Genomic DNA, 13,607 nt, shown 5'->3' with positions numbered 1-13,607 from the left:
GTCTCTTGATTCGCTCCGGACGGACCTTCAGCGGCCGTCCGTCGGCTGCAGTCTGCGCGCTTGATCGTAGGGAAAGATATCTTCGATACGACCCTGGGCGGCGCGCGCACGGCAATCCTGCCACCATTGTGCATCCAAAAGCGGCGCATGGTGTTTGAGGAAGGCGGCGCGCACCCGGGAATCTCCCAATAGAAAACGCTCGAATTCTTCCGGGAATACGTCGTTGGCGCCCACCGGATACCAGGGTTCGCCGGACATCTCGGCTTCTTCGTTGGGGGCGGGCGGGATGCGGCGGAACTGCATTTCCGTCATGCGCTGGATCTCGTCGTAGTCGTAGAAGACCACGCGGCCCAGGCGGGTGACGCCGAAATTCTTGTACAGCATGTCGCCGGGGAAGATGTTGGCGGCGGCCAGTTCGCGGATGGCCTGGCCGTATTGCTGCACGGCGGCCTCCAGGGCGGCGTCGGAGGCGCCGGTCAGGAAGATGTTCAGCGGCGTCATACGGCGTTCGATGTAGACGTGGCGCAGCACCACCAGATCGTCGGTTTCTTCGAGCAGGCTGGGAACCTCGCGGCGCAGGCCTTCGAGCAGGCGCGGCGAGAAGCGGTCGCGCGGCAGGGCGACTTGGGAGTATTCCCAGGTGTCGGCCATGCGCCCGACGCGGTCGTGCTTTTTCACCATCTGGTATTTGAGCCGCACCGTGGCCTCGTCCATGCCGTCCTTGGCGATGCGGTCGCGGATCAGCTTGAACACGTAGGGGTAGGACGGCAGGGTGAACACCGTCATCACCATGCCCTGGATCCCCGGCGCGTAGTCGAAGGCGTCCCGCGAATGCGACAGGTGGTGCAGGAAGTCGCGGTAGAACAGGGTCTTGCCCTGTTTCTGCAGGCCGATGGTGGTGTAGATCTCGGCCTTGGGCTTGCGCGGGAACAGCGACGCCAGGAAATCGACGTAGGCCGCCGAGGCCTCCATGTCGACCAGGAAATAGGCGCGCGTGAAGCTGAACAGCGTGCTCAGGTCGTCGCTGGAGTGCAGCAGGGCGTCGAACTGGATGTGGCCCGAGGGCGTGTGCAGCAGCGCCACGGCGAACGGGTGGATGGCGGTCTGGTTGATCAGGCGGCCGACGATGTAGGCGCCCTTGTTGCGGTAGAACAGGGTGTTGAGCACCTGGATCTGGCAGTCCGGCGCCAGGCGCTTGCCCTGGCCGCGCGGCAGGGTGCGGCGCAGATGACGCAGGCCCATGCGCGCCATGCGCCGCACGTCGGCCGGCAGGTCGTGATAGGGCGCCGCCAGGCCGAAGTCGGCCGCCATGCGGACCAGGCTGGGCAGCAGGCCCTCGGTCAGCGGGTAGTAGGCCCGGTAGGACGGCTGTTCGCCGTCGATGTAGTCGGTCGCCACGGCCGGGCGCACGAACAGGAAATCGTTGTTGAAGTAGTTGCGATGCAGGATGCGGCAGGACACCGAATTGAAGAAGGTCTCGGCGCATTCGGGCTGGCGGTGGCCGGCCAGCAGCGTGATGTAGCAGGTCTTGGCGGCCTGCCAGAACTCGATCTGCTCGTCGGTCAGGGCGGTGTCCGGCGCGGTGCGCGCGGGCGTGGTGCCGCGCAGCGCCTGGCCCAGGGACGAGGCGCATTCGCGCACCCGGGTGTCGTAGTATTCGATGCGTTCGCGCGAGAGCTGCTGGATGCCGTGCCAGTCGCCCGATTCGAACAGCGATTTGGCCCGTTGCGCGCTGTAGCGGAACAGCGAGTAGTGGCGGTCGAATCCGGCCAGGATCATGCGCGCCACGGCCTCCGGGGACTGGCCCCGGGGCGCGACGGGCTGGATGTGGCGATGGTCGCCGGTATCGTCCATGACGGCGTGGCTCCCGGCTGGGTTCAGGCTGTTTCGTTGAACAGTTCGCGGCCGATCAGCATGCGGCGGATCTCGCTGGTGCCGGCGCCGATCTCGTAGAGCTTGGCATCGCGCCACAGGCGGCCGGTGGGGTAGTCGTTGATGTAGCCGTTGCCGCCCAGGATCTGGATGCCTTCGCCGGCCATCCAGGTGGCTTTTTCAGCGCAGTACAGGATGACGCCGGCGCAGTCCTTGCGCACCTGGCGCGCGTGTCCGGCGCCCAGCGCGTCCAGGTTCTTGCCGACCGTGTAGCAGAAGGCGCGGCAGGCCTGCAGCGTGGTGTACAGGTCGGCCAGCTTGCCCTGGATCAACTGGAATTCGCCGATGGATTGGCCGAACTGCTTGCGCTCGTGCACATAGGGCACGACCACGTCCATGACCGCCTGCATGATGCCCAGGGGGCCGGCCGCCAGCACGGCGCGTTCGTAGTCCAGGCCGCTCATCAGGACCTTGACCCCGCCGTCGACCTGGCCCAGCACGTTTTCGGCCGGGACTTCGCAGTCCTGGAACACCAGCTCGCCGGTGTGCGAGCCGCGCATGCCCAGCTTGTCGAGTTTCTGCGCCACGGAAAAGCCGGGAAAGGACTTTTCGACGATGAAGGCGGTGATGCCGCGCTGATGGGCCTCGGGGTTGGTCTTGGCGTAGACCACCAGGGTGTCGGCGTCCGGTCCGTTGGTGATCCACATCTTGGTGCCGTTGAGCACGTAGCGGTCGCCGCGCTTTTCGGCGCGCAGCCGCATGCTGACCACGTCCGAGCCCGCGCCCGGTTCGCTCATGGCCAGGGCGCCGACGTGTTCGCCGGAAATCAGTCCGGGCAGGTATTTCTGTTTCTGGGCCTCGGTGCCGTTGCGGTGGAGCTGATTGACGCACAGATTGGAGTGCGCGCCGTAGGACAGGGCGATGGACGCGCTGGCCCGCGAGATTTCCTCCATCGCGATCATGTGCGCCAGATAGCCCAGGTTGGCGCCGCCGTAGGCTTCGTCCACGGTGACGCCCAGCAGGCCCAGGTCGCCGAATTTGCGCCACAGGTCCATGGGGAACTGATCGTCGCGGTCGGCCGCCGCCGCGCGCGGGGCGATTTCGGCTTGGGCGAAATCGCGGACCGCCTCGCGCAGCATGTCGAGGTCGGAGCCGAGGTCGAAATTCAGGCCGGGCAGGTTCATGAAGGGGTCTCCTGGTGTCGTGGATGGCGCGCCTGCAGCAGCGCTTCGCAATCGGCTTGCTGGCGGCGGATTTCTTTCAGGGTTGCGTCCAGGTCGCGCCGCTGTTGTTCGAGTTTTTCGCGGTGGCTGGCGAGGACGTCGGCGTACTGCCGCAGTTGCGCGTCACTGCTGGCGCCGCCGCGGTCGTACAGGTCGATCAGGGTGACGATTTCGGACAATTGCAGCCCCAGGCGCCGCCCGCGCAGGGCGAGTTTGAGCCGCGTGCGGTCGCGCGGCGCGTAGACGCGGTTGCGGCCTTCGCGCGCCGGGCTGACGATGCCCTGATCCTCGTAAAACCGGATCGTGCGCGGCGTGATGTCGAACTCGCGGGCAAGCTCGGAAATCGTCCAGGTGGCTTGGCTCATGGTGGGTCGGTGCGCGGAACAGAGATGCGAAAAACAGGGTGCCGACAGGGTGCGGCGACAGCGTCCATTATGAATGACGTTTACGTCAACGTAAACAATAAACTCTGACATAATATCTGAGAGAAAACCCGAATCCTTCATGGAGACATGCATGAATCCGCTGGAAAACGAACTGGAATATCCCTGGGGCGACACCCTGCCCGAGGTCGGCCGCGCACACAACGTGGCGATCGACGTGCGTTGGATCCGCATGCCGCTACCCTTCGCCCTGGACCACATCAATCTGTGGTTGCTGCGCGATCGCGTCGACGGCCGCGAGGGCTGGACGGTGGTCGATTGCGGCATTGACCGGACCGAGGTCCGCGACTGCTGGGAAACCGTGTTCGAACAGGCGCTGGACGGCCTGCCGGTGTTGCGCGTGCTGGTCACCCACATGCACCCGGACCACGTCGGCCTGGCGCATTGGCTGTGCGCGCGCTGGCAGGCGCCGCTGTGGATGTCCATGACCGATTACGCGCTGGCCCGGCTGTGGACGGGGTCTTCGGTGTCCGATTCCTCGATCGAGGGCAGCGGCCCGGCCGGCGACGGCGCGGTGCGGCATTTCGCCCGCCACGGCCTGGTCGATCCGCAGGCGCAGGACATGATCCGCGCCCGCCACGACTACTACACCCGCCTGGTGCCCGACGTGCCGCCGCGCTTCCACCGCCTGATGCATGGCCAGGAAGTCGCCATCGGCGGCCGCAACTGGCAGGTCATCGTCGGCTACGGCCATGCGCCCGAGCACGTCTCGCTGTGGTGCCCGGATCTGGGCACGCTGATCTCGGGCGATATGGTGCTGCCGCGCATTTCCACCAACGTCAGCGTGTTCGACCTGGAACCCGAGGCCGATCCCCTGCGCCTGTACCTGGAGTCGCTGTCCGGCTACGATGCGCTGCCCGGGGACGCCCTGGTGCTGCCGTCCCACGGCCGGCCCTTCCGGGGCCTGCACCGGCGCATCGCCCAGCAGCGGGAACACCATGCGGACCGCCTGGCCGAGGTGCTGGCCGCCTGTGACCAGCCGCGCAGCGCCCACGACCTGCTGCCCGTGCTGTTCCGCCGCAAGCTCGACCTGCACCAGTTGTCTTTCGCCATGGGCGAATCCATCGCCCACCTGCACGCCCTATACTTCCAGGGAAAACTGCGGCGCAGCCTCGGCGAGGACGGGGTGTACCGATTCCAAAGATAGCGACCATCATGACAAGCCACGATTCCGACCGTATCGACACCCTGTTGCAGCACATCGGACAGGCGCCCCTGGACCCCGTCACCGGCACGGGGCCGGTGGCGCTGCCCTCGTACCGCACCAGCACGGTGCGCTTCGCCTCCATGGACGTGCTGGACCAGGCCCAGGCGGCCAAGCAGCGCGGCGAGCGCGTGCCGACCTATGGCCGGGTCGGCCTGCAGACCCACGAAGCCATGGAAACGCTGTTGTGCCGCCTGGAAGGCGGTGAACGGGCGTTCCTGGCGCCGTCGGGCATGGCGGCCATCAGCATGGCGCTGATGGCCCTGCTGGGCCAGGGCGACCATGCGCTGGTCGTGGATTCCGTGTATGGGCCGGTGCGCTACTTTCACAAGACCATTCTGTCGCGCATGGGCGTGGCCATGGACTTCGTGCGCGGCGACCTCGCCGGCCTGCAAGCCGCCCTGCGGCCCGAAACCCGGGTGCTGTACCTGGAATCCCCGGGTTCGCTGCTGATGGAAATGCTGGACATGCCCGCCCTGTCGCGCTGGGCGCACGAACACGGCCTGACCGTGGTGGCGGACAACACCTGGGGTTCGGGCGCCATCTACCGGCCCCTGGAACTGGGCGCCGACGTGTCGGTGATCGCCGCTACCAAGTACATCGGCGGGCACTCCGACCTGATGCTGGGCGCCGCCGTGGCGCGCGATCCGGCGCTGGTCGGCAAACTGCACGAAACCCACTATGCCCTGGGCAATACCGTCAGCGCCGACGACGCCTGGCTGGCGCTGCGCGGGGCTCGGACCCTGGGGGTGCGCCTGCGCGCCTGCGCGGAAAACGCCCTGGAAGTCTGCCGCTGGCTGGACGCCCAGCCCCAGGTGTCGCGCATCTTCTTCCCCGCCTGGCCGGGCGACGCAGGCCACGCGTTGTGGCAGCGCGATGCGACGGGTTCCAACGGCCTGCTGTCCGTGGCCGTGGACTTCGACACGGCCCGGGTCCGCCGCCTGATCGACAGCCTGCGGCTGTTCGGGATCGGCTATTCCTGGGGCGGCTACGAAAGCCTGGTCACCCAGGTCGAACCCTCAGCCCTGGCCTCGCACGGCTATTGGGCGTCCATAGCCGACGCGCGCATGAAGGCCGGCACGGTGTTGCGCCTGCACATCGGCCTGGAAGACCCGGCCGACCTGATCGCGGATCTGGCGCAGGCGTTCGAGGCGGCGCGTGGATGCGATGATCCTTATTGATTTCACTCGTGTTTCGTTGAATGCTCGCTGGTATTCAGCTAACATAGGTTCAAGCGCAATAGCTGGTGAGTCTTTGACAATAGCGCTTGCCGCCGAGTGATCGGTATCGCCAAAAGCGGTGACAACGGATTCCAGACTACGGGGCCCCTGACGGGGCCTTCGTTTTTTAGCGCGGCGGCTTTGGCTTGACACCTTCCAGGGTGAGCTCAATGAGCCGAGTAAAGCGTATCTTGCCTGTACCTGGCTGGTGCTGCGTTGGGCTGAGTGCATACGCGCTTTGGACGGTCAGCAAGATGCGGGGCCCGCCCTCGTGTTTCCACTGTCTCACATTGAAGAACACGCCGTATACCCGACGATTGCCGTTAAGATCCACAGCCTCAACGGTCACATAGTTGCCGGACTTGGCGAACCGGCAGGAGGCAGAGGCCAAGTCTCTCACCAGCCTGGGAAGCAGCCTGGACAGTTGATACCGCTCCGGACAGAACGTGCGCTTCTCCCGCGCATCCTGATACATGTCGCCGGAGGTGTCTTCCGACTGAATGCCTCTGGTGAAGCAGTGCATGGCGAAAGCAACTGAGATTGTCACCGGGCCTCGCTCAAGCTCCAGAGGGAAGCGAAAGGGGTGCAGATGATTTAAGGGATAAACGTCCCCGGCCGCATTCTTATGCGGCATCCATCTCATCAATCCGTGATTCCAATTGACCCCCACCCCGTCTCCTGCCAAGCGGCACTGAACCGGAACACGAAGACGATTCGTGCCTGATGACGCCGAGTCAGTATGCAGGCTGCGAGGCGGGGTGACAGCTGTCAGGCTGTGCAGCTTGGAGGCTATTTACTTCCCGGCGAGGAGCTGCTTGACCAGCTTGTCCGCTTCGTCGATGGCGCCCTGGTAGGTGCCGGTTTGCGCGGGCGAGGTCAGGTAGCGGCCGCCGACGGCGATCGTCGGCGTGCCTTCCACGTGGTAGGACTTGGTCAGCTCGTCGGCGCGGGAGACCTTGGTCTGTACGCCGAAGGAGTTGAACGTGTCGGTGAAGGTCTGGCGGTCCATGCCCTGGGCGGCGGCCCAGTCAATGATGTTCTTGGCCTGGGTCAGGTCCTTGCCCTGCTCGTGGATGGCCTTGAAGACTGCCGGCTGCAGGTCCAGGCGATCCAGGGCGTCCAGGGTGTAGTACAGCTTCTGCATGTCGCGCATGCTGGCGTTGAAGGCCACCGGCACGCTCTTGAAGACCACGCTGTCCGGCAGGGTCTTTTGCCATTTCTCGATCAGGGGCTCGATGTGGTTGCAGTGCGGGCATGTGTAGAAGAAGAATTCCAGGACTTCGATCTTGCCCGGGGTGTCCGAGGGCTGAACCGGGTCCAGGGTGTCGAAGGGCGCCGCCTGGGCGGGCGTCATGGTCAGCGCGGCCAGGCCCAGGGCCAGGCCCGACAGCAGGCGGGAAAACAGAGCGAACTTCATGGAGACTCCTAGGAGGCGGTTCAGGGGCGGACGACGGTCGATTCGATCTTGTCGTCGCCCAGACGGGTCCGGGCGCGGTTCATTTCGTCGATGCCCTTGAAGGGGCCGACGCGCACACGATTGATGGGGGCGCCGTTGGATTCGCCGGCTTCGATGCGCACCGGCAGGCCCAGCAGCACGACCCGGGCCAGCATGGCCTGGGCCTCGTTTTGTGAGCGGAACGCGCCGGTCTGCAGATAGTAGGTGGTCTGCGTGCCGGGCGCCGGCCGGGCGGCGGGCGGCGGCGGGGGCGGCGGCGGAACGGGTTGGCTGGTCTGCGGAGGGGCCGGGGGCTTGGCCGGGGCCGGCGCCGGCGCGGGCTTGTCCAGTCCTGCGATGATCTGGCCGATGGCGTCGGACAGGGGATTTTCCGGCGCAGCGCCGGGTTCCGGTGCCGGAGCGGGCGGGTTGGCGCCGCTGCCGCCCTGGGCCGCCGAGCGGGTGCCGGCCGGACCGTCCTTGCCATACAGGGCGATGTTCGGGTCCGGGGCGTTCTTCACGTCCGGCAGCAGCGTGGTCGGCGCGTCGCGGCTGGCCTTGTCCTTGAAAGGCATGGGCGCTTTGGTGACGAACAGCGCCACGGCCACGGCCGCCGCCACCCCCAGCACCATGCCCAGGACCAGGCCGAACCAGGCGCTGCCGGATCGCGAGGAGGATTTCTTGCGGGTGGCCATGGCGTTACATGCGCTCCGGGGCGCTGACTCCCAGCAGGCCCAGGCCGTTGGCGATCACCTGGGCGGTGGCGCGTGCCAGGCGCAGGCGGGCGGCGCCCAGGGCAGGGTCGTCCACCAGGATGCGCTCGGCGTTGTACCAGGCGTGGAAATCGGCGGCGCAGTCGCGCAGCCAGAAGGCCAGGTGGTGCGGGGCCAGTTCGCGGGCGGCTTGCGTCAACACGGCGGGGTATTCCGCCAGGCGCTGCAGCAGCGCGATTTCGGTGGGGGCCGTCAGCAGGGACGGATCGGCCGCCTGCGTCCGGCTGCCGGCGTCGTGCTGGCGCAGCAGCGAGTGGATGCGGGCGTGCGCGTACTGGATGTAGTAGACCGGGTTTTCTTCGCTGTGCGACAGGGCCAGGTCGATGTCGAAGACGAATTCGGAGTCGGCGCGGCGCTGGGCCAGGAAGAAGCGCACGGCGTCGCGCCCGACCCAGTCGATCAGGTCGCGCAGCGTGACGTAGCTGCCGGCGCGCTTGGAAATCTTGACCTCGGCGCCGTCGCGCATGACGCGCACCATCTTGTGCAGCACGTAGGCCGGATAGTCGGCCGGGATGCCCAGGCCCAGACCTTGCAGCCCGGCGCGCACGCGCGCGATGGTGCCGTGGTGGTCGGTGCCCTGGATGTTGATGGCGTGGTGAAAGCCGCGTTCCCATTTGGCGACGTGGTAGGCCACGTCCGGCACGAAGTAGGTGTAGCCGCCCTCGGACTTGCGCATCACGCGGTCCTTGTCGTCGCCGGTGCCCAGTTCGGTCGTGCGCAGCCACAGCGCGCCGTCCTGTTCGTAGGTGTGGCCGGCGTCGATCAGGGCCTGGACGGTGCGGTCGACGCGCCCGCTGGTGTAGAGCGAGCTTTCCAGGTAGTAATGGTCGAAGCGCAGGTCGAAGGCCTGCAGGTCCAGGTCCTGTTCGCGGCGCAGGTAGGCCACGGCGAAGCGCCGGATGGCGTCCAGGTCGTCCAGATCGCCGCTGGCCTGAATGGGCTCGCCGTCGCTGGCCTGCACGGTGGCGCGGGCCAGGTAGTCGCGGGCGATGTCCAGAATGTATTCGCCCTTGTAGCCGTCTTCGGGGAAGTCCGGGCTGTCGGGTTCGATGCCGCGCGCGCGCGCCTGGACGCTGATGGCCAGATTGTGGATCTGGTTGCCGGCGTCGTTGTAGTAGAACTCGCGCGAGACCTGGGCGCCCTGGGTGGCGAACAGGCGGCAGATGGAATCGCCCAGCGCCGCCTGGCGGGCGTGGCCGACGTGCAGCGGGCCGGTCGGGTTGGCGGAGACGAATTCCACCAGCACACGCTCGTCGTTGGCGGGGCGGTGGCCGTAGTGTTCGCCCTGGGCCTGGATGGCGTCCAGGACGGCCTGGTGGGCGGCGGCCGACAGGCGGAAATTGATGAAGCCGGGGCCGGCGACCTCGGCCGAGGCGATCAGGCCGTCGGCGTCCGGGTGGGCCAGCACGCCTTCCACGATGGCCTGGGCCAGTTCGCGCGGGTTGCGGCGGGCCGCGCGGGCGGCCTGCATGGCGACGTTGCTGGCCACGTCGCCGTGGGCGGCGACCTTCGGGCGTTCGAGGGTGATGTCCAGCGTCTGTTCGGGGATCAGCGTGTCCACGACGGAGCGCAGGAGGGCGATGAGCCGGGTATGTTGCTCGGGTAGCATGGTGTCCGTGTCTGAGGATATCCTGAAATGATAGCCCGATTTCAGGGCTGCCGTGCCGGGGCGGCCATCCCGGACAGGCCCCGTTCGGTCTCCAGCCAGGCGCCGTAGGCTCCCATGTCCACGGTGCCGGCGACGGACCCCGAACCGCCGCCCGCGGCGTCGGCGCGGCGGATGAAAGCCTCGACGATCCGCCGCTGTGCGTCGCCCAGGCGCGGGTCGGCGCCCTGCGGGCCGATCGCCTGCGTGGCGGCATCCTGCAGCGCCCGGTCGCCCTCCAGCAGCCGCAGGGCGGGGTGGCGTTCATCGTGCAGCAGCGGGTGCGTCACCGTCCGGTCGCCGGGGGCCAGGTCCGCCAGCGGCACCAGCGCGGCCAGGGCCTGCCAGCGCATCCAGTTCAGGGCCACGTCCGACAGGTCGCCATCGGGAATGGGCTGCTGCCGGTCGTCCAGCAACAGGCCGCCGCCAATGTCGGCGTGTGCGCCGATGAAGGGCGTTTCGACCGTGTTGCCCGCGTCCCCGGCCGCCGAGACCAGAGGGAACAGGGTCCGCAGTTCGTGCAGGGCCACGGCATGCGCCACCCAGTGCCAGGCGCCGGCGATGCCCAGGTCGAAGCCCGCGTTGGCCGCGCCCAGCAGCCCGAACTGCGCCACGGTATCGAACAGGCCCAGAAAGCGCAGGTCCACGCACAGGCCGATGGTCCCGCGCAGCGGATCGTCGTAGGAGAACCAGCCGTCGCGGGTGTGCTGCGCGATGCGGTTAGCAAAATCGCGGGCCAGGGCCGCCCCGCGCGAATAACCCAGGATGTCGATGGGCACCGGCGCGGCCGCGCCCTGCGCGCGGTTCAGGGCGTTCATCAGGGACTGCCACTGGTTGCTCAGGATCTGGCGGCTGCCGGCGGCCGTGATCGCGTCCCAGTCGGTGTAATAGCTGTTGCCCGGGCCGGCATGGTAGTACGCCGGACCGTCCTCGTAAGCCTGGGCGAGTTTCCAGACGTTGCCCTGGTTGCGCGGGCCGTAGCGCGTGCCGTCGAAAGCCATCAGGATCAGGCCCAGGGGGTCGGCGTGGCGCAGGGGCTGCTGGGCGGCGTAGCCCAGGGCCTGCAGGCCGGGCAGCGGTCCCAGCGGGTCGGGTTCCAGGTAGTGGCCGCGGTCGGGCAGGTAGGTGCGAAAGACATTGTCGTGCCAGCCGGTCGCGGGGTCCTCGTCCTGGCCCGGCCGGCGTAGCGGCAGCGCCAGGTCGCCGCGCAGGCGGGTTGCGCGGCCCAGCGCGTCGTAGTCGGCCGCCCAGCGCACTGCACGCCGGGCGTCGGTCACCAGGACGGGGGCGCCCAGCAGATCGGCGTGGACGTAGTACAGGCGGGTGCGGCCATCGGCTTCCGTATGCAGCAAGCCGACCGGGACTTCGTGGGCGTACAGGTAGCGTTGGGTGACGCCGAAGGTCTGGGTATCCAGCGCTGTCGAGGCCGGCCGGCGCCAGACTGCGGCCAGGCGGTTGTCCAGGTAATAGCGTTCGGTTTCCCCGCTGTGCTGGATGCGGCGGATCTGCTGGCCCCGGGCGTTGTGGGCGTAGCGGACCCGCGTGCGGCCGGCTTCCCTGACCTCGGCCAGTCGACCCTGGGCCTGGTAGTGCAGGGTGCGGCCGTCAACCGCCAGCGGCAGGCCGGATGGATCGCGGGTCATCGTGGACTGCGGGGCGGCGTGTGTGCTTGTCGCGGCCGACGGCGGGACGGGCTGGTCGTGGCGGGCAAGCAGGCGGCCGTTCTCATCCCAGGCCAGCCAGGTCCGGGTGATGTCGTCCTGGATGCCGACCAGCCGGTCCTGCGCGTCGTGAGCCAGGACCTGGTGTCGCCAGGAGCCGGTCGCCAGGAGCGTGCTCAGGCGCGCGACCCGGCCGCGCGCGTCGTGTCGTCGCCGCTCGCCCCACAGGACGCGTGGTCCGTCGGACAGCACCAGGGTGTCGGCCCGCCCGTCCGGCCCTGCCGCCGTGCGCAGCCGCAGGCCGTTGCCGTAGCGGTAGCCGGCCAGGCCCGGCGCGGAATCGATGACGGTGCGGCGCGTGCCGTCCGCGGCTTCCCAGTCCAGGCGGCCCAGGCGCCCCGTGCCGGACCAGGCGTAGTGCAACGCTCCGCCCTCCGGCAGGTCGTGACGCGTCAGCCGTCCCTGCGCGTCGTAGGCGAAACGTTCCCGGTAGTTCAGTGTGCCCCGAGGATGGGGGCGGCGTACGGCGCGGGCCGTCACCCGGCCATGGTCATCGTGTTCCAGGTATTCGGTTTCTTCGGGATGCGTCAGGCGGACCGGCCGGTCGCCCCGCCAGCGCAGGCCGATCTCCAGGGGCGGTGCGTCCGGTGCCGTGTGCCGCAGCCCCACCGGACGGCCGAGGGTGTCGCGGCGGATGTCCAGGCGGCCGCCGTTGGCCTGATGCCGGCTGGTCAGGCGGCCGTGCGCGTCATGTGTCAGCCGGGTCGTGCCTGTGAGCCGGCTGGACCAGCGCGCCAGCCGTCCGTCGGGGCCATAGTCCAGGCGCAGGCCGGGCCAGCCGCCGCGTGCCTGCGCCAGCGCGCGGATGCCGCCGTCCGGCGTGCGGCGGATGCGCAGATCGCCGACGGCGCTCAAGCGGCCTCGGACGTCGTACCCGAGGCGTTGAATGGTTTCGGGACACCCCGGGCAAGACGACGAGCGCATCGCGCGCAGTACGGTGCGTCCGCCGCGCGCCAGGGTATCCACTGCGGTCGCACCGTTTGCGGCGTGAATCCGGGTCGTGCCGGCGCCGTGCGGGCCGTCCAGGTAGTCCAGGTCCAGCCGGCCCGCCATCGCATCGGGGGCGCCCGGAATGGCCTGGACGACGCGGCCGCGCGCGTCGTAGATCCAGGAGCGGGCGCGCCAGCGCCTGCCGTCGGCGGCTTCCAGCGTGATCCCGGTGATCGCGGCGCCGTGCCCGGCCTGACGCCCAGGTTCGTAATGGTAGTGGCGGCGCATGCCGTCGGGGCGCTGCACGGTGGTCAGCAGGGCGGCCGCATGCTTGTAGCGGAAGACGCCCAGCGGCGTATCCAGCGCGCGCAGGCGCGGGCGCGGCCCCGATGGATCGTAGTCGAGCCGCAGCGTGGCATCCTCCCGCTGGATGGTCTGGATCAGGCCGCCCAACGGGCCGTCTGCATGACGGTCGATGACGATGTCCGGCCGTCCGGGGGCGGTGATCGTCCGCAGCCGGCCTTGTGTGTCAAAGATCAGCCGGCTGCCGTCGATGCCCTGCCAGGATGCGCCGGGTGTCCCGGCATCCCCGGCCCGCACCGCTTGCGTGCCCTGCGGCGAGGGCACCCGCACGCGCCCATCCGTAGGCCCGGCCCCCAACCCCTGGGCGTCAAAGTGCACACGGCGCCCGTCGGGCAGATCCAGCCGCCAGCCGTCCGGGGCCGGCTGCAGCCGGATGTCGTATTCGCTGCGCCAGCCCCGGCCCAGCGGCCCGTCTTCGGCGGACCCCGAGCGGTACAGGCGGATGAAGGATGGATGGGCGCCCGAGATCGGCTCGGGCAGGTCGGATTCCCGCAGGAATTTTTCGCCGGTGGCCAGATGGATGGGATTGGCGATGCCCGAGTCGGGGGCGGACGCCGCCGGCCCCCGGGGCGATCCCGCGCCGCAGGGCGCCTGGGCTTGCGGCGCAGGACAACTCAAGGCGGATGCGGCCTGCGCCGGGGCCGGCATGGGCCAGGCGACGAGCGTCAGCGGCAGGCCGGCCAGCCAGCGCGGCAACGAGCGGCGCGAGTCAAGGGTTTCGGGCATGAGGCACCTCCGGTCGGAGTCCTCATTGTGTCGCTTGGCAGGGGGTTGAAGA

The 13,607-nt window shown here is 68.6% G+C and carries 10 protein-coding genes; 2 read left to right on the top strand and 8 right to left on the bottom strand.

Annotated features, from left to right (window positions below; all coding sequences use genetic code 11):
- Positions 1-27: 27 nt before the first annotated feature.
- The 3 genes from aceK to ACFO0J_RS12480 are packed head-to-tail and all read right to left on the bottom strand — an operon-like array spanning position 28 to position 3,460.
- Positions 28-1,854, bottom strand: a complete 1,827-nt coding sequence (aceK, locus tag ACFO0J_RS12490) for a bifunctional isocitrate dehydrogenase kinase/phosphatase (RefSeq protein ID WP_376813417.1) — start codon at positions 1,852-1,854, stop codon at positions 28-30.
- 23 nt (positions 1,855-1,877) lie between these two features.
- Positions 1,878-3,056 (bottom strand): isovaleryl-CoA dehydrogenase, encoded by a 1,179-nt coding sequence (locus ACFO0J_RS12485; protein WP_376813416.1) that lies wholly within the window; start codon positions 3,054-3,056, stop codon positions 1,878-1,880.
- Entirely contained in the window at positions 3,053-3,460 is a 408-nt protein-coding gene (locus ACFO0J_RS12480) for a MerR family transcriptional regulator (protein ID WP_376813415.1), read from the bottom strand. The genes ACFO0J_RS12485 and ACFO0J_RS12480 overlap by 4 nt, the downstream gene beginning before the upstream one ends.
- A 151-nt stretch (positions 3,461-3,611) precedes the next feature.
- Between ACFO0J_RS12480 and ACFO0J_RS12475 the strand changes: the two genes are divergently transcribed.
- The gene (locus ACFO0J_RS12475; RefSeq protein WP_376813414.1) at positions 3,612-4,685 is read left to right on the top strand and encodes an MBL fold metallo-hydrolase; all 1,074 of its coding nucleotides are present in this window, start codon (positions 3,612-3,614) and stop codon (positions 4,683-4,685) included.
- 8 nt (positions 4,686-4,693) lie between these two features.
- The gene (gene metC, locus ACFO0J_RS12470) at positions 4,694-5,923 is read left to right on the top strand and encodes a cystathionine beta-lyase (RefSeq protein WP_376813413.1); all 1,230 of its coding nucleotides are present in this window, start codon (positions 4,694-4,696) and stop codon (positions 5,921-5,923) included.
- Between the two features lie 166 nt (positions 5,924-6,089).
- Here metC and ACFO0J_RS12465 read toward each other — a convergent pair whose 3' ends face one another.
- The 5 genes from ACFO0J_RS12465 to ACFO0J_RS12445 all read right to left on the bottom strand — a co-directional run bounded on the left by ACFO0J_RS12465 (position 6,090) and on the right by ACFO0J_RS12445 (position 13,555).
- Positions 6,090-6,596 (bottom strand): hypothetical protein, encoded by a 507-nt coding sequence (locus ACFO0J_RS12465; RefSeq protein WP_376813412.1) that lies wholly within the window; start codon positions 6,594-6,596, stop codon positions 6,090-6,092.
- A 159-nt stretch (positions 6,597-6,755) separates the two neighbouring features.
- Positions 6,756-7,379, bottom strand: a complete 624-nt coding sequence (locus tag ACFO0J_RS12460; RefSeq protein WP_376813411.1) for a thiol:disulfide interchange protein DsbA/DsbL — start codon at positions 7,377-7,379, stop codon at positions 6,756-6,758.
- A gap of 20 nt (positions 7,380-7,399) precedes the next feature.
- Entirely contained in the window at positions 7,400-8,092 is a 693-nt protein-coding gene (locus ACFO0J_RS12455; protein ID WP_376813410.1) for an SPOR domain-containing protein, read from the bottom strand.
- A gap of 4 nt (positions 8,093-8,096) precedes the next feature.
- Positions 8,097-9,779: an arginine--tRNA ligase gene (gene argS / locus ACFO0J_RS12450; RefSeq protein WP_376813409.1), complete on the bottom strand. Its 1,683-nt coding sequence runs from the start codon at positions 9,777-9,779 to the stop codon at positions 8,097-8,099.
- A 41-nt stretch (positions 9,780-9,820) separates the two neighbouring features.
- Complete coding sequence (locus ACFO0J_RS12445; RefSeq protein ID WP_376813408.1) at positions 9,821-13,555, bottom strand: DUF6531 domain-containing protein; 3,735 nt, start codon at positions 13,553-13,555, stop codon at positions 9,821-9,823.
- Positions 13,556-13,607 lie beyond the last annotated feature (52 nt).

This window comes from Castellaniella hirudinis (assembly GCF_042651965.1).
Classification (GTDB): domain Bacteria; phylum Pseudomonadota; class Gammaproteobacteria; order Burkholderiales; family Burkholderiaceae_B; genus Castellaniella; species Castellaniella hirudinis.
Note: the sequence above shows the minus strand (reverse complement) of the source record. Positions and strands in the feature narration are given on the sequence as shown.

What these genes read in the sequence shown, in the direction of transcription:
- aceK (WP_376813417.1), bottom strand. Translation starts at nt 1,854, where the DNA reads ATGGACGATACCGGCGACCATCGCCACATCCAGCCCGTCGCGCCCCGG.
- ACFO0J_RS12485 (WP_376813416.1), bottom strand. Translation starts at nt 3,056, where the DNA reads ATGAACCTGCCCGGCCTGAATTTCGACCTCGGCTCCGACCTCGACATG.
- ACFO0J_RS12480 (WP_376813415.1), bottom strand. Translation starts at nt 3,460, where the DNA reads ATGAGCCAAGCCACCTGGACGATTTCCGAGCTTGCCCGCGAGTTCGAC.
- ACFO0J_RS12475 (WP_376813414.1), top strand. Translation starts at nt 3,612, where the DNA reads ATGAATCCGCTGGAAAACGAACTGGAATATCCCTGGGGCGACACCCTG.
- metC (WP_376813413.1), top strand. Translation starts at nt 4,694, where the DNA reads ATGACAAGCCACGATTCCGACCGTATCGACACCCTGTTGCAGCACATC.
- ACFO0J_RS12465 (WP_376813412.1), bottom strand. Translation starts at nt 6,596, where the DNA reads ATGCCGCATAAGAATGCGGCCGGGGACGTTTATCCCTTAAATCATCTG.
- ACFO0J_RS12460 (WP_376813411.1), bottom strand. Translation starts at nt 7,379, where the DNA reads ATGAAGTTCGCTCTGTTTTCCCGCCTGCTGTCGGGCCTGGCCCTGGGC.
- ACFO0J_RS12455 (WP_376813410.1), bottom strand. Translation starts at nt 8,092, where the DNA reads ATGGCCACCCGCAAGAAATCCTCCTCGCGATCCGGCAGCGCCTGGTTC.
- argS (WP_376813409.1), bottom strand. Translation starts at nt 9,779, where the DNA reads ATGCTACCCGAGCAACATACCCGGCTCATCGCCCTCCTGCGCTCCGTC.
- ACFO0J_RS12445 (WP_376813408.1), bottom strand. Translation starts at nt 13,555, where the DNA reads ATGCCCGAAACCCTTGACTCGCGCCGCTCGTTGCCGCGCTGGCTGGCC.